The organism is Arthrobacter sp. B3I9 (assembly GCF_030816935.1).
Lineage (GTDB): Bacteria > Actinomycetota > Actinomycetes > Actinomycetales > Micrococcaceae > Arthrobacter.
On sequence record NZ_JAUSYO010000001.1, the window covers coordinates 3,676,138 to 3,696,418 of the forward strand.

A 20,281-nucleotide genomic window follows, 5' to 3' on the forward strand; every position below is an offset into this window, starting at 1 on the left:
TTGCACAAGCAGATACCGCGCGCAAGCAACTACTGCGCGTAAGCAACTAGTTTGCGGTTGCGGAATCCCTGGAACAGGCCGACATGAAGGAAACACACTGATGGGCATCAAGGACGACGCTGTCGAGGTACGGACGCAAGGCTGGCGGACCCTGGCGGCCCTGCACGGGCTGATCGAGGCAGAGCTGGAGCGCTCGCTGCAGGCCGAAGCCCAGCTTTCCGTGGTGGAGTACACAGTGCTGGACGCCCTGAGCCGTCAGGACGGGTGGCACATGCGGATGCAGCAGCTGGCCCGCGCCACCGCCCTGAGTGCCAGCGCGACGACGCGCCTGGTCAACCGGCTCGAGGACCGCGGCCTGCTGACCCGGATCCTCTGCGCCGACGACCGCCGCGGCATCTACACAGAGCTCACCGCGAGTGGCATCAAACTCCTGGAACAGGCCCGGCCCACCCACAACGCCACGCTTGAGCGGGCCCTGGCGGAGGCGCAGGAGATTCCCGAGCTCGCCACCCTCGTCGACGCACTCCCCCGCCTGCATGCGGAGGTCTGAGCCGGGGCTTGACCCGGGCCCGAGCCTCGGGGTCCGGGCTTGTAAGAGCTACGCCGCGGCGAGCTGCTTGAAGTGATGCTCGAGGTCTTCGAGGCTTTTGTCCTTTGTCTCGGGCACATACCTGACGGCGAACAGAATCGCCCCGACGCCCAGCACGGCGAAGACGAAGAAGGTGCTGGAGAGCCCAATCGCGGCGAGCAGCAGCGGAAACCCGAAGCCAACCAGGAAATTCACCATCCACAGCACGAATGCCGAGGCGCCCATACCCAGCCCCCGGATCTTGAGTGGAAAAATCTCGGAAAGCATCAGCCAGGTCACCGGTGATATCGCACCCTGCTGGAAGGCGAGGAAGGTGACGGTCAGGGCCAGGATCACGAAGCCGCGGCCGGTGCCCTCGGGGAGGATGAGCGAGAACAGCCCGATCAGCAGGAGCGCCGCCGTCGTTCCGCATTGCCCGGTGACCAGCATCCTCCGCCGTCCGGCCTTGCCCAGCAGCCAGATCCCCACGAACGTGGCCAGCACGGAGATCACGCCGTTGGCGATGTTGGCCGTCAGCGCGGCCTCACGGCCGAAGCCCGATTCCGCGAGGATCTGCGTGCCGTAATACATGATCGAGTTCACGCCGGTGATCTGCTGGATGACAGCCAGGCCGATTCCGACCACGAACAGATGCCGCAGCCAGGGTGCCCGAAGATCGGCCCAGGACCCCATCTGCGCCTTGGCGTCCTCCACCGCCATGGCCTTGACGTCCTCGAACTCGGCCCGGGCCTCCGACCGGGAGCGGATTTGTTGCAGCACCTTCAGCGCTTCACCGAAACTGCCGACGGAGGCCAGCCAGCGGGGTGTTTCGGGCATGAAATACATCCCGATCCAGAGGGCGATGGCCGGCAGGGTGGCGACCACCAGCATCCAGCGCCAGATTCCGCCGGATTCGCCGAAGCTGTTGCCGAGGTAGGCGTTGAAGATGAAAGCCAGCAACTGGCCGGTAACGATCATCAGCTCGTTCCGCGTGACGATCCGGCCCCGGCGGGCGCTTGGCGAGACCTCGGCAAGATAAACCGGCACGGTGACTGAGGCTCCGCCGACGGCCAGCCCCAGAACGAAGCGCGCGAGGATCATGACCACGGTGTTCGGCGCGAAGGTGCAGGCAAGGGTGCCCACGAGGAATACAGCGGCAAGGGCGAGGATCATCCTGCGGCGTCCGTTCCGGTCCGCAAGCCTGCCGCCAAAGAGGGCGCCGAAGGCCGCGCCGACCAGCAGCGAGGACGTGACCAGCCCCTCGGTCAGGGGCGTGAGGCCCAGGTCCTCCTGCATGTAGGGCAGCGCGCCGTTGATCACGCCCGTGTCGTAGCCGAAGAGCAATCCGCCCAGGGTGGAGACGATGGTGGCCGTCCGCAACGTCCTGCGGTGGCTGCCGTCCGGCCTCGGCTGCGTCTGGGTAGGGGCGCTCATTTTTCAAGGATGGCACGGCATAAGCCATTGCGGACAAATGCAGGCGGCGGTAGCCTTAAACAACCAAAGAGTTGATCAACCCAAGGATTGAATAAGAGCCACTTGAACAACTCGGCCTGAACAACGCAGCACTTGAACAGGCCTAGGTTGGTCAGCAAAGCGGCGAGTAGAGATCGGGAAGGGAGGCGGTCCTGGTGCAGCTCAACGATGATGAACACCTCGATGCCGCCTTCCTCGCCCTGGCCGACCCCGTCCGCCGCCGCATCATCGCCCGGCTCAGCCGGGGCCCGGCTACCGTAAACGAACTGGCGGAACCCTTCGCAATCACCAAACAGGCGGTCTCGAAGCACATCCAGGTCCTCGAGCAGGCACAACTGGTCACCCGCACCCGCGATGCCCAGCGCCGGCCCGTCCACCTGAACCCTGCACGGCTGGAGGCGCTCACCGCATGGATCGACCAGTACCGGCTGGTCCGTGAGGGGCAGTTCCGCCGCCTGGACGCCGTGCTTAGCTCAAACGCCGCGGACAGCGGCACGCAAGCAAAGGACTTTTGATCATGACCAACCCACTGAAAGTCACCGTTCCGGAGGGTCTTCCCTTCATCGATTACGAGCGTGAGTTCGATTTCCCCGTCGCCGACGTCTTCCGGGCCCACAAGGATCCCGAGCTGATCGCCCAATGGCTCGGCCCGCGTGGCCTCAAGATGGAGATTGACCACTACGACTTCCGCAGCGGCGGCGGCTACCGCTACACGCACGTGGCACCGGACGGCAGCACTTACGGCTTCAGCGGCGTCTTCCATACCGTCCGGGAAAACGAGTTCGCCGTCCAGACCTTCGAGTTCGACGGCTATCCGGACGTGGTCAGCATCGAGTTCATGACCCTCGAAGACCTCGGCGGCGGCCGCACCCGCCTGACCGGACACTCGGCCTACCCCACCGTTGAGGCCCGCGACGGCATGGCCCAGTCCGGAATGGAAAGCGGCATGTCCGAAGGCTACGAGCGGCTCGATGAGCTTCTCAGCGGAGCGAAGGTCTAAGAACACAGACTGTACGACGGCGGCAGCGCACCTTTACCGTGAAGGCAACCGGCCGCCGTCGTGCTTAAACATCCCCCGCCTCCTACCGCGGTTAAACGCCGCAGCGCGGGGCCGCTTCCGCCGGTCCACCAAGGTGGAACGGCAACAAGCGACCCCGCGCTGGGGTGTGCTCGGGAGCTGTGGGCCCCGGAGCTGTGGGCCTAGAGCGCCGCGTAGACTTCGCGCAGCAGCTTGGCGGTCTCGGACGGCGTCTTGCCGACCTTGACGCCGGCAGCCTCGAGGGCTTCCTTCTTGGCCTGGGCGGTGCCCGCGGAGCCGGAGACGATGGCGCCGGCGTGGCCCATGGTCTTGCCTTCCGGGGCGGTGAAGCCGGCCACGTAGCCGACGACCGGCTTGCTGACGTGGGCCTTGATGTAGTCCGCGGCACGCTCTTCGGCGTCGCCGCCGATTTCGCCGATCATGACGATCGCCTTGGTTTCCGGGTCGGCTTCGAACGCCTCGAGTGCGTCGATGTGCGTAGTGCCGATGACCGGGTCGCCGCCGATGCCGATGGCGGTGGAGAAGCCCAGGTCGCGCAGTTCGTACATCATCTGGTAGGTCAGGGTACCGGACTTGGAGACCAGGCCGATGGGGCCCTTGCCCGTGATGTTGTTCGGCGTAATGCCGACCAGCGCCTCGCCGGGGGTGATGATGCCGGGGCAGTTCGGTCCGATGATGCGGGTGACCTGCTTGCCGTTGGCGTCGACCTTGGACTGGGCCAGCGCCCAGAACTCGGCCGAGTCCTGGACCGGCACGCCTTCGGTGATGACGACGACCAGGCCGATGCCGGCCTCGATGGCTTCGACAACAGCGTCCTTGGTGAAGGCCGGCGGAACGAACACGATGGAGACGTCGGCGCCGGTCTCGGCCATGGCTTCCTTGACGGTGCCGAAGACGGTGATTTCGTTATCGCCGTGCAGGACCGTGGTGCCGGCCTTGCGGGCGTTGACGCCGCCCACAATGTTGGTGCCGGCCTTGAGCATGAGGGCGGTGTGCTTGGTGCCCTCGCCGCCGGTGATGCCCTGGACGATGACCTTGGAGTCCTTGTTCAGATAGATAGACATAGTCGTGTCCCTTTACTTCGCTGCGTTGGCGAGCTCGGCAGCCTTGTCGGCGCCCTCGTCCATGGTGGCGGCCAGGGTAACCAGCGGGTGGTTGGCCTCGGCCAGGATGCGGCGGCCTTCCTCGACGTTGTTGCCATCGAGGCGCACGACCAGCGGCTTGTTCGCGGAGGAGCCCAGCTCGGCGAGTGCGCCGACGATGCCCTTGGCGACAGCGTCACAGGCGGTGATGCCGCCGAAGACGTTGACGAAGACGGACTTGACCTGCTCGTCGCCGAGGATGACGTCGAGGCCTGCTGCCATGACCTCGGCGGAAGCTCCACCGCCGATGTCCAGGAAGTTGGCCGGCTTGACGTTGCCGTGGTTTTCGCCGGCGTAAGCGACGACGTCGAGCGTGGACATGACCAGGCCGGCGCCGTTACCGATGATGCCGACTTCGCCGTCGAGCTTGACGTAGTTGAGGTCCTGGGCCTTGGCCTTGGCCTCGAGCGGGTCGGCTGCGTCCTTGTCTTCAAGGGCGGAGTGCTTGGGGTGGCGGAACTCCGCGTTCTCGTCGAGCGAGACCTTGCCGTCGAGGGCAACGATGTCGCCGGCGCCGGTCTTGACCAGCGGGTTGACCTCTACGAGGGTGGCGTCTTCCTTCTTGAACACGTCCCAGAGCTTCAGGATGACGGCGGCGACCTTGCCGCGCAGTTCCTCGGCGAAGCCAGCGGCGGCGACGATTTCGTCGGCCTTGGCCTGGTCGATGCCTACGGCGGGGTCGATCGCGATCTTGGCCAGGGCTTCGGGCCGCTCGACGGCGAGCTGCTCGATCTCCATGCCGCCCTCAACCGAGCACATGGCCAGGTAGTTGCGGTTGGCCCGGTCCAGGAGGACGGAGAAGTAGTATTCCTCGGCGATGTCCGCACCCTGGGCGATCATGACCCGGTGAACGGTGTGGCCCTTGATGTCCATACCGAGGATGTTGGTGGAGTGTTCCAGCGCCTCGTCGGCGGTCTTGGCGACCTTGACGCCGCCGGCTTTGCCGCGGCCTCCGGCCTTGACCTGCGCTTTGACGACAGTTACGCCGCCGATCTTCTCGGCAGCTGCCTTTGCTTCTTCAGGGGTGTGCGCCACGATGCCAGCAAGCACGGGTACACCGTGCGCCTCGAACATATCGCGCGCCTGATATTCAAACAGGTCCACGGTTTAGTGTCCTTCTACGTCGAAGTAGTTTCTGTACAGCCGGACCCCACGTTCTCGCGGTTACCGGGCTGCGGAATAAACGCACCCTGCGACAGGCTTGGAAACGAGCCCCACGGCGCAATGCTCCTCTCTCGAACTCTAGTCCTTTCTTTCGAGGAGCCGTTCCAGAGTACCCGTTCTGTGAGTAAGGACACTATTCTATGGAGCGTAGAAAATCCGCTAGATTCCGGGGTTTTTCGGCCCTTCGACGGGCTCAGCAGGGCCCGGTTGAGGTGTCCGAGATTGGTCCGTAACGGTTCCGTCGGTGACCGAAACAGGCTGCCTCCGATGGCGTTGGCACACGCGGCGCAGCTTTGGCCCGCAGTGGCTGCGCCGCTACGTCCCGGCGCTGGCTACGCTTCGACTTTGGCTACGCGTCGACTTTGGTCACGCCTCGACTTTGGTCAGCGGGGCGTAGCGCAGCAGGAGCCGCTTCTCGCCGATATCGAACTTAACCTTGGCCACGGTCTTGTCCCCCGCGCCTTCGACCGCCAGGACGGTGCCGTTCCCGAAGCTCGTGTGGTTGACCTTATCCCCCACGCTGACGGCAACGATCTCCTTCTGCGGCTGTACCCGGTTCTTGGCGATGGCGGCCGGGACGTCGGCGTTGAAGCCAGCGGACGCGCTAGCCTCCGTGCCACGCGCGGTGCCGGCGCCCCAGAACGACCCGCTGTAGCGGCTGGAACCGATGGAGCCACCGCTCCCCCAGCCCCCGGCCTGCCGGCTGGAGCCTTCGCGCTTCCACTCAACCAGCTCGGACGGGATCTCCTCGATGAACTGGCTGGCCGGGTTGTACTGGCTTTGACCCCACATATTGCGCACCTCGGAACGGGTCAGGTACAGCCGCTTCCGGGCCCGGGTCAGGCCCACGTAGGCCAACCGGCGTTCCTCCGCCAGCTCCTTCGGGTCCGTGGCGGAGCGTTGGTGCGGGAACAGCCCGTGCTCCATGCCGGTCAGGAACACCACCGGGAATTCGAGTCCCTTGGCGGTGTGAAGGGTCATCAGGGTGACGACGCCGAGCCGCTTGGCTTCGGCGACGGCGGCGTCGATGTCGGCCCCGGGGGCGTCCGGGATCTGGTCGGCGTCGGCCACCAGCGAGACCTGCTCCAGGAAGGCGCCCAGCGATCCTTCCGGGTTTTCCTGTTCGTATTCGCGTACGACGGCGACCAGCTCGGCGAGGTTCTCCACCCGCGACTCGTCCTGCGGGTCGGTGCTGGAGCGCAGCCCGGCAAGGTAGCCGGTCTGTTCCAGCACGGCTTCGAGCGCCGCGGCGGCACCTGAGCCGGAGGCCACTTCGGCGAGGTCGTCCAGCAGTTTCACGAAGCCGAGCACGGCGTTGACGGACCGGGTGGCCATGCCCGGCGCTTCCTCGGCGCGGCGGGCGGCGGCCATGAAGGAGATCCGGTCGCGCTGGGCGAGGGAGGCCACGGCCCCTTCGGCACGGTCGCCGATGCCGCGCTTGGGTTCGTTCAGGATCCGGCGCAGGTTGACGTCGTCGTCGGGGTTGACCAGCACCCGCAGGTAGGCGAGGGCGTCCTTGATTTCCTTGCGCTCGTAGAAGCGGGTGCCTCCGACCACCTTGTAGGGCAGGCCCACGCGGACCAGGACATCCTCGATGGAGCGGGACTGGGCGTTGGTGCGGTAGAAGATCGCGACGTCGCCGGGGCGGAGGTTGCCCTCATCCTGCAGCCGGTCGATCTCCTTGGCGATGAATTGGGCCTCGTCATGCTCGTTCTCACCCACATAGCCGACGATCTTCTCGCCGTCGCCCTCGGCCGTCCAGAGCCGCTTTTCCGGGCGGTTCGGGTTGCGGGAGATCACCGAGTTCGCGGCGCTGAGGATCGTCTGGGTGGAGCGGTAGTTCTGTTCCAGCTTGATGGTCCGGGCGTCGGGGTAGTCCTTTTCGAACTCCACGATGTTGCGGATGTCCGCGCCGCGGAAGGCGTAAATGGACTGGTCTGAATCTCCGACGACGGTCAGCTCGGCCGCGCCGGGGCCTTCACCGACGATCTCGCGGACGAGCGCGTACTGGGCATGGTTGGTGTCCTGGTATTCGTCAACCAAAACGTGGCGGAACCGGCGCCGGTAGGAGTCGGCGAGCGCCGGGAAGGCCCGGAACATGTAAACGGTCTCGGCGATCAGGTCATCGAAGTCCATGGCGTTGGCCTGGCGCAGGCGCTGGGTGTAGCCCTTGAAGACCTCGGCGACGGCCTGGTCGAAGGGGTCGTTGTAGTTGGCGCTGGAGGCGTAGCTGTCCGCGTCGATGAGCTCGTTCTTGAGCGCGGAAATCTTGTGCTGGATGGCCTTGGGCGCGAACCGCTTAGGATCGAGGTCCAGGTTCTTGGCCACGAGCGTGATCAGGCGCAGCGAGTCCGCGGAGTCGTAGATGGAGAAGTTGGAGTTCAGGCCGATGTTCTTGGCTTCGCGCCGCAGGATCCGGACGCAGGAGGAGTGGAACGTGGAGATCCACATCGTCTTGGCACGGCCGCCGACCAGGTGCTCGATCCGCTCCCGCATTTCGGCGGCAGCCTTGTTGGTGAACGTGATCGCGAGGATCTCGCCGTGGTGGGCGCGCCGGGTGGCAATAAGATAGGCGATGCGGTTACTCAGCACACGCGTCTTGCCCGAGCCGGCACCGGCCACGATGAGCAGGGCACTGCCGGCGTGTTTGACCGCCTCTTCCTGCTGCGGGTTCAGGCCCTCCAGGAGCTCGGCGGCACCGGGCAGCTTGGGCCGGTCGTGGTCCCCCGCGCGTCCGTCGTCTGCGCCGCGTGGCATCCATCCGGCCCCGGATCCCACCGCGGCCGTGCCTGTTCCGGCGGACGATTTAGTGGCCGTCGCCGTCCTGGTGGCAGCTTGGAAGGGTCCGTCGGCGAAAGGGTCAAACAACATATCCATGGTTTAACAAGTCTAGGCGGTGCCACCGACAGCAGCGTCCGCCCCACGGGACATGCCCTCCCCAGCTTAGGGCCATTGGACATGCAGCCACTATGTCCATCCTTCGCGGCCAAGGATGAGCATGCCCCCCAGACCGGAGCCGAACAATGAGCTTGCCCCACCGGGCTGGGTCCAAGAATGGCATGTCGCACCGGACCGGAGCCGAACAATGAGCATGTCCCGCGGATGGGCCCAAAACTGAGCATCTCCCCCGCACCGGAGCCGAACAATGAGCATGTCCCGCGGGGAAAGGCGCGAAACGGCCGCTGCTAGACGACGGAGCCGGACTCGAGGGCGGCACGGAGCTCCCGAACAGCCCTCGCGCCTCCGGCCAGGAACCACTCCAGTCCATTGACCCGGACGACGTCGACCGCGCCGCCAGCCGCGAAGACCAGCGCCTTGCCGGGAAGCCAGTCCCATTCGGGGCAGCTGTGCTGGAACCAGCAGCCTACCTGCCCGTCGGCCACGCGGCTGAGGTCGCACGAGCCTGACCCGTTCATCCGCAGCGACGCCGCCGACGTCGCGGCCGCATGCCACGGCATGGCGCACATCGGGTCTGCTAGCCAGGTGGGATGGATATACGTGGCGGCTCCGAGTTCGGAGAGCGGAGTATCCGCCCTGCTGGAACCGTCGGCGCTCCCGGGCTCGAAGCTGGTCAGCCGTTCCCCGTTCAGCGTCGTGGCCCGGGCGGTTCCGCCCAGCCAGAGCTTGTCCTCCTCCGGCTGGAAGACCGCGCCGAGCAGCACACCAGAGGAGTCCTTCAACGCGATCGCGGAACACCAATAGGTCGACCCATGCAGGAAGTTGTAGGTTCCGTCCACCGGGTCGATGACCCACGTGCGTCCACTCGTTCCGGCCACCGAGGCGCCCTCTTCACCGAGAATGCCGTCATCCGGCCGGCAGCGCCGAAGCTGCTCCAGAACATATGCCTCGGCAGCATGGTCCGCGGCAGTGACAACATCCGAGACCGAGGTCTTCTGCTGGCCTTCCAGCCCGGCCTCCCGCATCAGCAATGCCAGCTGTCCGGATTCCCGCACGAGGGCCTCGGCCAATTGATAGTCGTCCAGGCCGGGGTCGAGATCCGCCATGCTGTGCCGGCCCAGCCGGTGTTTTCCTAGTTCGGTCACGCCTTCCACCCTATCGGCGGCCAGCGGTGGTGAACAGGCAAGGCCAGTCAGGACGCTGGGCCGCGCGATAATGTAGCCATGGCCAAAACCCCCGCACAGCGAATCAAGAAGCACGGCGCCAAGGCAGTCGTTCCGCAGCATGAGCTACCGCCGGTGATCAATCCCAGCACCAAACGGACGCCGCAGAAAGCGCAGAGCAACAGCAATCTGATCCTGATCGCGGGCGTCGTGGCCAGTCTGTTCCTGTTCTGGTACCTCCACCTGCTCACCCTGAACCAGCTCACCCAGCTTTCCGGCGGCCTGGCCATGCCGGATTCCCTGGTCGGCGGCTTCGACCAGCGCTTCGTGGAGCAGCTGCGGACCGCGATGGATCAGGATGCCCGCGGCCAGCTCAATTACGTCCACAAGACGGCGGGCACACTCTTCCCGCTGATTTTCGGCTTCAGCTGGCTGCTGTTGATCGGTACGAATGTGGCGCGCAAGTCCTGGCGCTGGGCGCTTTGGGCCATTCCGCTGGTTTTTGCCGCTGTGCGGCTGTGGGGCAATGCGACCATAGACGCCATGATGTCCGCCGAGACCGTCGACGCCGGCCAGGTGGCTCTCGCGTCCGGCCTCACCGTGGCCGGTTGGGTGCTACTGCTGCTCAGCCTCCTGGCCGGCGCCGCTGCGGTGTTCCTCGGCCGGAAGCCCGCGCCGTCCGCTGCCCAACCCGCGGGACATGCCCACCCGTAGCGCCACCACCACGGGACATGCCACCAGTAGCGCCACCACCACGGGACATGCCCACTCGTAGCAGTCAGCACCACGGGACATGCACAGTCCTTGTCCTCGCCACTGGACATTATCCCGCTATGTCCATTCTTGGTGGGTTCCGGGGGGCATGTCCCCGTGGCGTAGCACCGCCCGGAGGACATGTCCATCCGTAGCGTCTGAGAGTGGGCATGTCCCCGCCTCGAAAGGGGCAGGCCCCGCCAAGAGAACGGGCCTAGCGGAGATCAGCCCTCGGTAGAGAGGAGGTCCCTGGCCTGCGCAGCGCGTTGCTGGGCTCCGGCCGCTTCAAAGTGTTCGGCGGCATGTAGCAGATGGTCCCGCGCCGCGTCGCGGTTGCCTATCTTCAAGTGCGCACGGCCCAGCAGAAGACAGGCCTCGCCAAGGATTTGGGGTGACGGCTTATCCGGGTCCGCACGAATCTGGTCCAGAAGATCAATTGCTGCCTGCGCCTCTCCCGCCAGGAAGTTCCAGTGGGCCCGGTTCAGCTTCATCAGCAGGTAGTCGTTGGAACTTCCGCCGATGATGTCCGTGGCCAGCTCCGCACGTTCAATGCAGCGCAGGGTGTCCGCGTCGGCTACATCGGCCGCCAGCCGCATAGCCGCCGAGGCCTTGTTGAATTTTGCCCAGATATCGAGGTTTCTGGCGGGCGAAAGGGTTGCCGCGGCGAGCTCGTGGTAGTGCAGGCCTTCTTCCACCTTGTTGTAAAGGAAGGCGACGTTGCCGATGACCCAGTAGCCCTTGCCGGCCAGCTGATCGTCGACCTCTGTCTCGATAGCATCGGCCAAGCCGAGGCTTTCCGTCCAGGCCTCCTCCAGCCTCCCGCTGTCAGCCAACGCAGCGATTAGGGCCTGGCGCGCCTTCACATTCGTTTCGATCTCATTCTCGTCTGCGACCAGTGCCACCGCAGCGCGCGCCGCATCTGCGGCCTCTTCCAACGCACCCTCGCCTTGGCGGGCCATGGCCAGAAGGATGTATGCCTGGGCTTGGACGTGTGGTGCGTTGGTTGCAGCATGACCGCCGACCAGCGACGCTGCTATCGCTGCACAGGCAGCGAAATCCCCGGCGTCGAGGAGATTTTCTGCCTGCAGGAACGTCATCTTCCACCAGGAGTCCGCGTCTCCTTCGCTGAGGGCAATTTCCGCGGCACTGTGCGCGCTGACGGCTGCGTCGCTGAAGGCATGATTGGTCCGGTGCTCATAGGCCTGCAGTTCGGCGGTCGCGTAAAGCGGTGAAACGGTGTTCCTTGGCATGGGTCAATTATCCGTCGTGCTAGAAGCGGAAATGAACAAAGCCCGCAAGCAGGAACAGTGAAGGACTTGCGCAGGACTGGCGCAGCCAACACAGGATCCGGTACAAAGGTCCCAATTGTTATCAAACAGAAGCGCACCCGCCCCTATACTGGCGATGTACCCCTAGTCACAGCAGTCACTTACGTATCAGGAGCACTCATGAAGAAATCAGTTGCAACACTCATCGTCGCCGGTGCACTGGCCGTTGCCGGCCTCTCCGCAACCTCTGCGATCTCCGCTAGCAGCGACAACGCCGGGCAGGGCTCTGTTCAGGCTGTTAACTGGTGGCCGAACTCGACTCCGAAGAACTAACTGACGGAGCAAGCCGCGACGGCGGGTACCGGGCCATTGGGTCCGGTACCCGCCGTTTTTGCTTTACTCCCGAACGAACACCGGCCGCCGGATGAGCGGACCGGCGGCGCTACCGCGCTTCGCTGATCATTTCCGCCAGTCTCGACGCCGGAACGGGCCGGCCGAAATAATAGCCTTGCCCGCTGGCGCAACCCAGCCGCGCCAGCTCTGAGGCCTGCTCTGCAGTCTCGATACCTTCGGCGACGGCCTTGAGCCCGCAGGCGTGAATGAGGTGGAGCACTGCCTCGACGAAGTTCCCCTGTTCCTCGTCACCGCCCAGCCCGTCGATCAGGCTGCGGTCGATCTTCACGACGTTGACGGGCAGCTTGCGCAGGTAGCTGATCGAGGAATAGCCGGTGCCGAAGTCGTCGATCTCCAGCTGAACCCCTAGCCGCCGGAGTCCGCTCAGGGAGTATCTGTCGACGTCACCGCCGTTCACGGCCATGGACTCTGTCAGCTCCACGACGAGATTCGCAGCGTCAACCCCCGTTTCACGGAGGATGTCACGGACGTGTTCAATCAGGTCCAGATCTTGCAGCTCGGTTGTCGAGATGTTGACCCGTACGTTGAAGGTCGGATCCAGGTCCAGCTCCCGCTGCCAGTCCCGCAGCTGACGCACGGCGTTCTTCAGAACCCAGTGGCCGAGATCCAGGATCATGCCCGTCTCTTCGGCCAGCGGAATGAACTGGTCGGGCATGAGCAGGCCCCGGCTCGGGTGGTTCCACCTCACTAGAGCCTCAACGCCTTCCATGCGGCCGGTCGCAAGCTCCACCACGGGCTGATAGTGCAGGGTGAGCTGGTCCTCGCGGATCGCTTCGCGCATCTCACTGATCATCACGCTCTGAAGCCGGCGGGCATGCAACAGCGCGGGTTCGAACACCTTGACGCTGCTCTGCGGCTGGGCCTTGGCCGCATACATGGCGGTGTCGGCTTCCATCACCAGATCGTCAACCGACTGCCCGGGCTCGGCAACACGCACCCCGATGCTCGTGCCGCAGGTGATCCGGAGATCACCGACGTCGACGGTCTCGCTGAGCGCTTTGAGAATCCTGTTGGCTACCCGGCGCGCCCGGACGAGGGTGGATTTGGGAAGCATGACGGCGAACTCGTCGCCGCCGAGGCGGGCCACGGTATCCGTCTCCCGTACCGAGTCCTGCAACCGTTTGGCAATAACCCGGAGGACGTCATCTCCCGCGCTGTGTCCCAGCGAGTCGTTGATGCCCTTGAACGAATCCAGATCGAGGATCAGCAGCGCCGGCGGCATTTCGCCCCGCGAGGTTTCCGCCAGGGCGTGGCTCAGCGCCGAGTTGAGGGCCGTCCGGTTGGCTAACTGCGTCAGCGGGTCGGTCAGCGCCATCCGCTCCAGCTCGACCTGGGCTTGGCGGAGCATCGCGGTGCGGCTCTCGACGCGCTCTTCCAGTTCCTGGTAGATGGTCTGCAGGTCGTCGGCCATCAGGTTGATGCCGGCGATGACGGCAGCGATGTCGTCGCGCGCTCCGGAGTGCGGGATCCTGGTGCTCAGGTCACCGCCGGCAATCCGGACAATACCCTCGACCAGGGCGTGCAGCCTGGGGTCAGGAGGATCAGTGCTCACTCGCGTATTGCCCTAACCACTCGACAGCCGCTGCCTCCGACGTGAAGAACTGCGCAGGGACCTTCTCGGTTTTGGAGCGCAACAAGTAGTGGGCAATGACGCGGTCCACCGGGGTTTCACCCACCAGTGCGAAGGCGGAAGCGGCGATTGATGAAACGTAAACCTGCCGCGCCTCGACGCTGACGCCAAGCACTCCGGTGATGACGACCACTACCGGCACTCGCCTGCCATTCGCGAGGGCACGGACGGCGGCCCCGGCAGCCCGCGCCTCGGCTCCCGCGATTTCCTCGTTCGGAGGCAGGGTGATTTGGATCATTCCGTTTTCCAGCGGGCGCACTCCGATGGGAGCAGCCTCACCGGACGCGGCATCGGGGGTACGGGCAGGGGCGACGGCGGACGCCGTGCGGTTGGGGAGGCGTTCTTCGGGCGTGGCCAGCGCTTCAACGGTCATCGGACGGGACCCCGCCAGGCTCGCCTGCGGGAGGCAACCACTGCATCAAAACGCGGCGAGGCTAGCTGATCAAACATTCGTCCCCATAGACTACAAAATCGGCAACCCGGCATGCACGGACAGACAGCTCGCGCACGAGCCACCGGAACGTTCCGGTGAGTGCCCTCATGATAATGCAGACCCGCTCACTTCGAAGACACAAACACCAAGGGTTGCGCAGTCGTCACCCGGCGGCCCGCGTTACAACCGCACTCCGCACGCGCTGGGCGACCACCAAACCTCCCGCTGCCATGCCGATCGTGATCGGGTACCCCATCAGCCGCTCCAGGGTCCCCGGTTCCGGCACTGCCATTCCGGTCACTCCGGCCGTGATGAGTGCTCCGAGGGTCACCCCGCCGCAAACGAGGATGAACCAGCCCAGCGGGGTCTGCCGAACCCAAAGCCAGCCCAGGAGCAACAGGGACAGTGCCCCCGCCACGAAATACGTTACTGCCCCTGCCTCGTGCCAGCCGGACCCCACATCCTCCGGCACCAGGCCCACAACAACGGTGCCGGCCCCCGCGGTGAAACTGGACAGCCGTGCGCCTAGGGCAACGCGCGACGGCGAGCGCCGGCCGGCGCGCCGCTGGATCATGACGCCGCTCCGCGCAGCAACGCACAGCAGGGCCGAGCTCAGCAGCAGCGCCCCGACCATCATCCCGACGCCCTGCACCACGAACGAGGCGTTCATCAGCAGGTGGGCCGGGGAGCACACGTCACGGCCGTCGAACACGCCGCAGTTCAGGGCGCCAAGATCGCTGATGTAGCCCGTCCGGCGGCTGTAGGGTTGCCGGCCCGCCCACGCCCCGATCACGGCCGACTCGGCCACGAAATACTGGAGCACGCTGAGCAGGGCGAGGGCTCCGACATAAAACCTGGTGGTAGCCACATCGGGGATGTACAGAACGTCTTCCGGTGCGGCCGGAGCTGGGGCTGTCATGCCAAGAGCGTAGTACGGCGTCCACCCTGGTGTGCTTGAGCGTGGTTCTGGTGGCAGTTTGGGGTGTGCTGGCCTGTTGGTCCCGAACCGTTGCCTCCATCCGTCTCCGCACAAGTACCGCCAGGTTTTGAAGGACCAGGAGACCAGTGACGGGCCGGCCCGGAACCGCTAGGATGCGCATACGCGAGACGCCCCCGAGGAGCCAGAAGGTGGGACCAATGCAGCTTGACGAGGTTATCGACCAGTTTCATCAAGCGTTGAATGACTTTGCTAGAGGCGACCCGGAGCCCGTCAAGGCCATGTTTTCCCACAGCGGAGATGTCTCTCTTGCTAATCCCTGGGGCCCGCCGGTGGTGGGCCGGGAGCGAGTATCGGGAGCCCTCGAATCAGCGGCGGCACGATTCAAAGATGGACGCGTCACGGCTATTGATGCCCTCACCAAGCACGTCACTACAGATCTCGCCTGTTTTTTGGACATGGAACACTGGCAAGCCAAGGTCGGAGGGGGCGATGAAGCGTCGCCATTTGACCTGCGGGTTACAAGCATTTACCGGCTCGAAGGGAACCGTTGGGCACTTGTGCACCGCCACGCGGATCCGATCACCACGCCGAAGGCCCCGGACGCCGTTTTAGGACATTGACACCGGAATCAGGCGATGGATGCGGCGTGGCCCTCCCAAGCACGTTGACGAAAACCCTAGGGGCACCTTGTATGCTTATATCCGTGTCCGAACGGGGCCGGCCAACGGCCGACCAGCGCGGACGCCCGCCCTCGTAGCTCAGTGGATAGAGCACGGCTCTCCTAAAGCCGGTGTCGTTGGTTCGATTCCAATCGAGGGCACTTGAACTTGCCAGCATCGGGCACCGCTCCGGACTTCGACCTCCGCGCTTATCTGCAGGGCAGCTGGAGCGTGGAACGCACACTGCTGGACCGGTCCACCGGCACCCGCGGAACCTTCACCGGCGTCGTGCGCTTCACCCCCCTTAGCGGCCCTGACGACGACGGCGCCCTCCGCTTCCGCGAAGAAGGCACCGTCGCCTGGACCACCTCGAGCGGAACGCCGTTCACCTCATCGGCCAGCCGGGAGTACCTGCTGCGCCCCTCCGGAGCCCCGGACACGATGGACATGTTCTTTCCCGACGGCCGCCCGTTCCACCGCATGGGGTTCGGCACCGACACCAGCCACGCGGAGCACTGGTGCGATCCGGACGACTACCGGGTGGAGTACACCCTGGTGGGGCCGGACGAGTTCCGCTACCGCTGGGACGTCACCGGGCCAGCCAAGGACCAGCTGCTCGAATCCGTGCTTCGCCGTGTGCCGGGCGCGGCTGCGTGAACCCGCTCATTGTGGTCTCCGCCGTCTGCGTCTTCGACGACGCCGGACGCCTCCTGACCGTCCGCAAACGCGGCACGGACATGTTCATGCATCCTGGCGGGAAGCCCGAGGCGGGCGAGAGCCCAGCCCAGACGGCGTCCCGCGAGCTCGAAGAAGAGGTGGGGATCGTGCTGGCGCCGGAGGCACTGGCGCTGCTGGGTACCTGGCTCGCCGACGCCGCGAACGAGCCGGCCACCCAGATCGAGGCCACTGTCTTCACCGCGCCCGGGACCTGGAGCGCCCGGCCCTCCGCCGAGATTGCCGAGATCCGCTGGCTGGATCTGGCCGCAGACCTGCCGGATGACCTTGCCCCGCTGCTGACCGACCACGTGCTGCCGGCCCTGGGGGGCCTGCCGGGCTAGTGCTCCGGCACGGCCTCCTCGGCGACAGCCGTCGCCTCGGCGAACTGGGTCCGGTACAGCTCCGCGTAGCGGCCATCAGCGGCGAGCAGCTCAGCGTGGGTGCCGCGCTCCACGATCGAGCCGTCCTCCACCACCAAAATAGCGTCGGCGGCGCGGATCGTGGAGAGCCGGTGGGCAATCACGACGGCGGTGCGGCCTTCCAGGGCGGCGCCGAGGGCCTCCTGCACCGCGGCTTCGTTGGTCGAGTCCAGGGCGGCCGTGGCCTCGTCCAGGATCACCACGCGCGGCTGCGCGATCAGCAGCCGGGCGATGGTCAGGCGCTGCCGTTCGCCGCCGGAGAGCCGGTAGCCGCGCTCCCCCACCACGGTGTCCAGGCCGTCGGGCAGGGACCGGATCATGTACTCGAGCCGGGCGCGCCGCAGCACCTCCCACATCTGCTCCTCGGTGGCGTCCGGGCGGGCCAACCGCAGGTTCGAGGCGATGCTTTCGTGGAACAGGTGCCCGTCCTGCGTCACCATGCCGAGGGTCTGGCGCATTGAATCGAACGTGAGGTCGCGGACGTCCACGCCGGTGCCCGGCGCGGTGCCGCCCAAGCGGACAGCGCCGGAATCGACGTCGTACAGGCGGGAGAGCAGCTGCGCGATGGTCGACTTGCCGGCACCCGAGGAGCCCACGAGGGCGACCGTCTGGCCGGGTTCCACCCGGAAGCTGATGCCGTGCAGCACCTCCTCGCCGCCGCGTGTGTCGAGCGTGGACACGTCCTCGAGCGACGCGAGCGAGACCTTGTCCGCGGAGGGGTATGCGAAGCGGACGTCGTCGAACTCGACCGCGAGCGGGCCCGGCGGCGAGGCCACCGCATCCTGTTTCTGCTGGATGAGCGGCTGGAGGTCCAGGATCTCGAAGACCCGCTCGAAACTGACCAGGGCGCTCATGATCTCCACCCGGGCGTTGGACAGCGCGGTGAGCGGGGCGTAGAGGCGCGTCAGGAGCAGCGCCAGCACGACGACGTCGCCGGCTGCCAGCTGCCCGCCGAGCGCCAGCCAGCCGCCCAGCCCGTAGACGAGCGCCAGGGCAAGGGCCGAGACGAGCGTCAGGGCCGTAACGAACGTGAACTGCAGCATGGCCGTACGCACCCCGATGTCCCGGACGCGTCCCGCCCGGAGGGCAAACTCGCGGGACTCCTCATCGGGGCGGCCGAAGAGTTTCACCAGCGTGGCACCCGGGGCGGAGAACCGCTCGGTCATCTGCGTGCCCATGGCGGCGTTGTGCTCTGCGGCCTCCCGGCGCAGGTCCGCCAGCTTCGAACCCATCCGGCGGGCCGGGATCAGGAAGATCGGCAAGAGGATCATCGCCAGCACTGTCACGAGCCAGGACTTGCCCAGCATGACCACGAGCGTCAGGACGAGGGCGACGACGTTGCTCACCACGCCGGAAAGGGTGCCGGCGAAGGCGGACTGCGCGCCGATCACGTCGTTGTTCAGCCGGCTGACCAGCGCGCCGGTGCGGGTGCGGGTGAAGAAGGCAATCGGCATCTTCTGGACGTGGTCGAACACCTTGGTGCGCAGGTCCACGATCACGCCCTCGCCGATGGTGGAGGACAGCCAGCGCGTCACCAGGCCGATCCCCGCTTCGGCCACGGCGACGATGGCGATCAGCGATGCCAGCCAGAGCACCGTGCCGGACTCAGCGTGGGCGATGATCGCGTCCACCACCTGGCCTGCGAGGACCGGGGTGGCGACGGCCAGCACGGCCATCAGGATCGAGAGCAGCACGAAGGCGATCAGCTTGCCCCGGTGCGGCCGGGCGAAGCCGAGCACGCGCTTGAGCGTCTCCTTCGAGAACGGCTTGGAGCCGCTCGAGGCGCGCGTGATGTTGTAAAGGGAGCTCCAGGCAACCCGGTCCATGCTCATTTGTTGGTGCCTTTCGGGGCGGTACCTTGTCCGCCTGAGGATGCCGGGGAGGTGTCCCCCAGCAGTTCGGTGACGACGCCGTTGTCCACGTTCCAGCGTGCGTCAAGGCGCACGTTCTCCAGCAGCCGGCGGTCGTGGGTGACCAGGAGCAGCGCACCGTCGTAGCTTTCGAGGGCTTCCTCGAGCTGTTCGATGGCAGGCAGGTCAAGGTGGTTGGTGGGCTCGTCAAGGACCAGCAGGTTCACGCCGCGGGCCTGGAGCAGCGCCAGGGCGGCCCGGGTCCGCTCCCCGGGCGAGAGCGAGTCGACCGGGCGGGAGGTGTGGTCGGCCTTGAGCCCGAACTTGGCCAGCAGGGTGCGGACTTCGGCGGGCGTCATGTCCGTCAGGACGGCTTCCACCGCGTCGCCCAGCTTCAGTTCACCGGCCAGCAGCCCGCGCGCCTGGTCGATCTCGCCCACAGCCACCGAGGCGCCCATGGAGGCGGCGCCGGCATCGGGCGCCTGCACGCCGAGCAGGAGGCGCAGCAGGGTGGACTTGCCGGCGCCGTTGGGCCCGGTGATGCCGATCCGTTCGCCCGCGTTCAGCTGCAGGTTCACCGGCCCCAGGGTGAAGTCCCCCTGCCGCGCCACGGCGTCGCGCAGCGTCGACACGACGGCGCTGGAGCGCGGGGCCTGGCCGATGCTGAACTGCAGCTGCCATTCCTTGCGCGGTTCCTCCACCTCGTCCAGGCGCGCGATGCGGGACTCCATCTGCCGGACCTTCTGTCCCTGCTTTTCGGAGGACTCGGTGCTGGCAGCACGCCGGATCTTGTCGTTGTCCGGGTTTTTCTTCATGGCGTTCCGGACGCCCTGCGAGCTCCACTCCCGCTGCGTCCGGGCACGCGAGACGAGGTCCGCCTTGGTGGCGGCAAACTCCTCGTAGCGTTCCCGGGCGTGACGGCGCGCCACCGCCCGTTCTTCGAGGTAGGACTCATATCCGCCGTCGTAGACGGCCACGGCGTTCTGGGCCAGGTCCAGTTCCACGACGGTGGTCACGCAGCGGGCCAGGAATTCGCGGTCGTGGGAGACCAGGACCGCCCCGCCGCGCAGGCCCTGCACGAACGCTTCGAGCCGGGCGAGGCCGTTCAGGTCCAGGTCATTGGTGGGCTCATCCAGAAGGACGATGTCGAAGCGGCTCAGCAGCAGGGCAGCCAGCGCCACCCGGGCGGCCTGGCCGCCGGAGAGCCCGGTCATGCCGGCGTCGGGCCCCACCTCCAGGCCGAGGTCGGCGAGCACCGGCCGGATGCGGTCCTCAAGGTCGGCCGCGCCGGACGCCATCCAGCGGTCGAAGGCCAGGGAGTAGGCGTCATCTGCCCCCGCGGCGCCGGAACCCAGGGCCTCGGCAGTGGACTCCACCTCGAGGGTCGCCTGGGCGCATCCGGTCCGGCGGGCGATGTACCCGCCCACGGTTTCACCGGCAACGCGTTCATGTTCCTGCGGCAGCCAGCCCACGAAGGCGTCCGCGGGGGCAAGGCTGACCGTGCCCTCCTGTGGCGCGTCGACGCCGGCCAGCAGCCGGAGCAGCGTTGATTTGCCGGCGCCGTTGGCACCCACGACGCCGACCACGTCGCCTGGCGCGACAGTCAGGGAAAGTTTTGAGAAGAGGGTGCGGTGGTCGTGACCACCGGAAAGGTCTTTGGCAACAAGGGTTGCAGTCATTAGTCCATCCTCTCACCGCGGCCGGATCCGGGCGCCCGCAGGGGCATCCCCCACGCCAGCCAAACACCGGCG

The 20,281-nt window shown here is 66.2% G+C and carries 19 protein-coding genes and 1 tRNA gene; 9 read left to right on the plus strand and 11 right to left on the minus strand.

Going from position 1 to position 20,281, the window contains the following annotated elements:
* The first annotated feature begins 100 nt into the window (after window positions 1–100).
* Complete coding sequence (locus QFZ65_RS16990; protein WP_306911928.1) at window positions 101–550, plus strand: MarR family winged helix-turn-helix transcriptional regulator; 450 nt, start codon at window positions 101–103, stop codon at window positions 548–550.
* Between the two features lie 48 nt (window positions 551–598).
* Here QFZ65_RS16990 and QFZ65_RS16995 read toward each other — a convergent pair whose 3' ends face one another.
* A complete protein-coding gene (locus tag QFZ65_RS16995) occupies window positions 599–2,002 on the minus strand; it encodes a sugar porter family MFS transporter (RefSeq protein ID WP_306911929.1) in 1,404 nt (467 codons plus the stop codon).
* 194 nt (window positions 2,003–2,196) lie between these two features.
* Here QFZ65_RS16995 and QFZ65_RS17000 point away from each other — a divergent pair, with 194 nt between their 5' ends.
* Together QFZ65_RS17000 and QFZ65_RS17005 are read left to right on the plus strand one after the other, a co-directional pair.
* The gene (locus QFZ65_RS17000) at window positions 2,197–2,556 is read left to right on the plus strand and encodes a helix-turn-helix transcriptional regulator (protein ID WP_306911930.1); all 360 of its coding nucleotides are present in this window, start codon (window positions 2,197–2,199) and stop codon (window positions 2,554–2,556) included.
* A gap of 2 nt (window positions 2,557–2,558) precedes the next feature.
* Entirely contained in the window at window positions 2,559–3,041 is a 483-nt protein-coding gene (locus tag QFZ65_RS17005) for an SRPBCC family protein (protein ID WP_306911931.1), read from the plus strand.
* Window positions 3,042–3,241: 200 nt separating this feature from the next.
* Here the strand turns inward: QFZ65_RS17005 and sucD are convergent, their stop codons facing one another.
* The 4 genes from sucD to QFZ65_RS17025 form a co-directional block, all read right to left on the minus strand.
* Window positions 3,242–4,144 carry a succinate--CoA ligase subunit alpha gene (gene sucD / locus QFZ65_RS17010; RefSeq protein ID WP_306911932.1) on the minus strand — a complete coding sequence of 301 codons (903 nt, stop codon included), beginning with the start codon at window positions 4,142–4,144 and terminating at the stop codon, window positions 3,242–3,244.
* Between the two features lie 12 nt (window positions 4,145–4,156).
* Window positions 4,157–5,326 carry an ADP-forming succinate--CoA ligase subunit beta gene (sucC, locus tag QFZ65_RS17015; RefSeq protein ID WP_306911933.1) on the minus strand — a complete coding sequence of 390 codons (1,170 nt, stop codon included), beginning with the start codon at window positions 5,324–5,326 and terminating at the stop codon, window positions 4,157–4,159.
* A gap of 426 nt (window positions 5,327–5,752) precedes the next feature.
* Window positions 5,753–8,257 (minus strand): DNA helicase PcrA, encoded by a 2,505-nt coding sequence (gene pcrA, locus QFZ65_RS17020; RefSeq protein ID WP_373427645.1) that lies wholly within the window; start codon window positions 8,255–8,257, stop codon window positions 5,753–5,755.
* A gap of 314 nt (window positions 8,258–8,571) precedes the next feature.
* The gene (locus QFZ65_RS17025) at window positions 8,572–9,390 is read right to left on the minus strand and encodes an inositol monophosphatase family protein (protein ID WP_306912622.1); all 819 of its coding nucleotides are present in this window, start codon (window positions 9,388–9,390) and stop codon (window positions 8,572–8,574) included.
* 117 nt (window positions 9,391–9,507) lie between these two features.
* Between QFZ65_RS17025 and QFZ65_RS17030 the strand changes: the two genes are divergently transcribed.
* A complete protein-coding gene (locus QFZ65_RS17030; protein ID WP_306911935.1) occupies window positions 9,508–10,161 on the plus strand; it encodes a hypothetical protein in 654 nt (217 codons plus the stop codon).
* A 263-nt stretch (window positions 10,162–10,424) separates the two neighbouring features.
* Here QFZ65_RS17030 and QFZ65_RS17035 read toward each other — a convergent pair whose 3' ends face one another.
* A complete protein-coding gene (locus QFZ65_RS17035; RefSeq protein WP_306911936.1) occupies window positions 10,425–11,450 on the minus strand; it encodes a hypothetical protein in 1,026 nt (341 codons plus the stop codon).
* 198 nt (window positions 11,451–11,648) lie between these two features.
* Here QFZ65_RS17035 and QFZ65_RS17040 point away from each other — a divergent pair, with 198 nt between their 5' ends.
* Window positions 11,649–11,801, plus strand: coding sequence for a hypothetical protein (locus QFZ65_RS17040; protein WP_306911937.1), 153 nt, complete (start codon window positions 11,649–11,651; stop codon window positions 11,799–11,801).
* A 109-nt stretch (window positions 11,802–11,910) separates the two neighbouring features.
* Here QFZ65_RS17040 and QFZ65_RS17045 read toward each other — a convergent pair whose 3' ends face one another.
* The 3 genes from QFZ65_RS17045 to QFZ65_RS17055 form a co-directional block, all read right to left on the minus strand.
* Window positions 11,911–13,434 (minus strand): bifunctional diguanylate cyclase/phosphodiesterase, encoded by a 1,524-nt coding sequence (locus tag QFZ65_RS17045; protein WP_306911938.1) that lies wholly within the window; start codon window positions 13,432–13,434, stop codon window positions 11,911–11,913.
* Window positions 13,424–13,885 carry a hypothetical protein gene (locus QFZ65_RS17050; RefSeq protein WP_306911939.1) on the minus strand — a complete coding sequence of 154 codons (462 nt, stop codon included), beginning with the start codon at window positions 13,883–13,885 and terminating at the stop codon, window positions 13,424–13,426. The genes QFZ65_RS17045 and QFZ65_RS17050 overlap by 11 nt, the downstream gene beginning before the upstream one ends.
* A 223-nt stretch (window positions 13,886–14,108) precedes the next feature.
* Window positions 14,109–14,864 carry a DUF998 domain-containing protein gene (locus QFZ65_RS17055; protein ID WP_306911940.1) on the minus strand — a complete coding sequence of 252 codons (756 nt, stop codon included), beginning with the start codon at window positions 14,862–14,864 and terminating at the stop codon, window positions 14,109–14,111.
* A gap of 218 nt (window positions 14,865–15,082) precedes the next feature.
* Between QFZ65_RS17055 and QFZ65_RS17060 the strand changes: the two genes are divergently transcribed.
* The 4 genes from QFZ65_RS17060 (at window position 15,083) to QFZ65_RS17075 (ending at window position 16,602) form a co-directional block, all read left to right on the plus strand.
* Window positions 15,083–15,505 carry a nuclear transport factor 2 family protein gene (locus QFZ65_RS17060; RefSeq protein WP_306911941.1) on the plus strand — a complete coding sequence of 141 codons (423 nt, stop codon included), beginning with the start codon at window positions 15,083–15,085 and terminating at the stop codon, window positions 15,503–15,505.
* A 127-nt stretch (window positions 15,506–15,632) separates the two neighbouring features.
* A tRNA-Arg gene (locus QFZ65_RS17065) sits at window positions 15,633–15,705 on the plus strand.
* Window position 15,706: 1 nt separating this feature from the next.
* The gene (locus tag QFZ65_RS17070) at window positions 15,707–16,201 is read left to right on the plus strand and encodes a DUF6314 family protein (RefSeq protein ID WP_373427612.1); all 495 of its coding nucleotides are present in this window, start codon (window positions 15,707–15,709) and stop codon (window positions 16,199–16,201) included.
* Window positions 16,198–16,602, plus strand: coding sequence for an NUDIX domain-containing protein (locus QFZ65_RS17075; RefSeq protein WP_306911942.1), 405 nt, complete (start codon window positions 16,198–16,200; stop codon window positions 16,600–16,602). Before QFZ65_RS17070 ends, QFZ65_RS17075 begins: the two co-directional genes overlap by 4 nt.
* On the opposite strand, the gene QFZ65_RS17080 is transcribed toward QFZ65_RS17075, so the two are convergent.
* On the minus strand, window positions 16,599–18,512 hold the full coding sequence (locus QFZ65_RS17080; protein WP_306911943.1) for an ABC transporter ATP-binding protein: 1,914 nt from the start codon (window positions 18,510–18,512) through the stop codon (window positions 16,599–16,601). The genes QFZ65_RS17075 and QFZ65_RS17080 overlap by 4 nt on opposite strands.
* Window positions 18,509–20,209 (minus strand): ABC-F family ATP-binding cassette domain-containing protein, encoded by a 1,701-nt coding sequence (locus tag QFZ65_RS17085; RefSeq protein ID WP_306911944.1) that lies wholly within the window; start codon window positions 20,207–20,209, stop codon window positions 18,509–18,511. The genes QFZ65_RS17080 and QFZ65_RS17085 overlap by 4 nt, the downstream gene beginning before the upstream one ends.
* Window positions 20,210–20,281 lie beyond the last annotated feature (72 nt).

Coding starts and splice junctions, on each gene's coding strand:
- QFZ65_RS16990 (WP_306911928.1), top strand. CDS start 101: ATGGGCATCAAGGACGACGCTGTCGAGGTACGGACGCAAGGCTGGCGG.
- QFZ65_RS16995 (WP_306911929.1), bottom strand. CDS start 2,002: ATGAGCGCCCCTACCCAGACGCAGCCGAGGCCGGACGGCAGCCACCGC.
- QFZ65_RS17005 (WP_306911931.1), top strand. CDS start 2,559: ATGACCAACCCACTGAAAGTCACCGTTCCGGAGGGTCTTCCCTTCATC.
- sucD (WP_306911932.1), bottom strand. CDS start 4,144: ATGTCTATCTATCTGAACAAGGACTCCAAGGTCATCGTCCAGGGCATC.
- pcrA (WP_373427645.1), bottom strand. CDS start 8,257: ATGTTGTTTGACCCTTTCGCCGACGGACCCTTCCAAGCTGCCACCAGG.
- QFZ65_RS17025 (WP_306912622.1), bottom strand. CDS start 9,390: ATGGCGGATCTCGACCCCGGCCTGGACGACTATCAATTGGCCGAGGCC.
- QFZ65_RS17030 (WP_306911935.1), top strand. CDS start 9,508: ATGGCCAAAACCCCCGCACAGCGAATCAAGAAGCACGGCGCCAAGGCA.
- QFZ65_RS17035 (WP_306911936.1), bottom strand. CDS start 11,450: ATGCCAAGGAACACCGTTTCACCGCTTTACGCGACCGCCGAACTGCAG.
- QFZ65_RS17040 (WP_306911937.1), top strand. CDS start 11,649: ATGAAGAAATCAGTTGCAACACTCATCGTCGCCGGTGCACTGGCCGTT.
- QFZ65_RS17050 (WP_306911939.1), bottom strand. CDS start 13,885: ATGACCGTTGAAGCGCTGGCCACGCCCGAAGAACGCCTCCCCAACCGC.
- QFZ65_RS17055 (WP_306911940.1), bottom strand. CDS start 14,864: ATGACAGCCCCAGCTCCGGCCGCACCGGAAGACGTTCTGTACATCCCC.
- QFZ65_RS17060 (WP_306911941.1), top strand. CDS start 15,083: ATGCAGCTTGACGAGGTTATCGACCAGTTTCATCAAGCGTTGAATGAC.
- QFZ65_RS17080 (WP_306911943.1), bottom strand. CDS start 18,512: ATGAGCATGGACCGGGTTGCCTGGAGCTCCCTTTACAACATCACGCGC.
- QFZ65_RS17085 (WP_306911944.1), bottom strand. CDS start 20,209: ATGACTGCAACCCTTGTTGCCAAAGACCTTTCCGGTGGTCACGACCAC.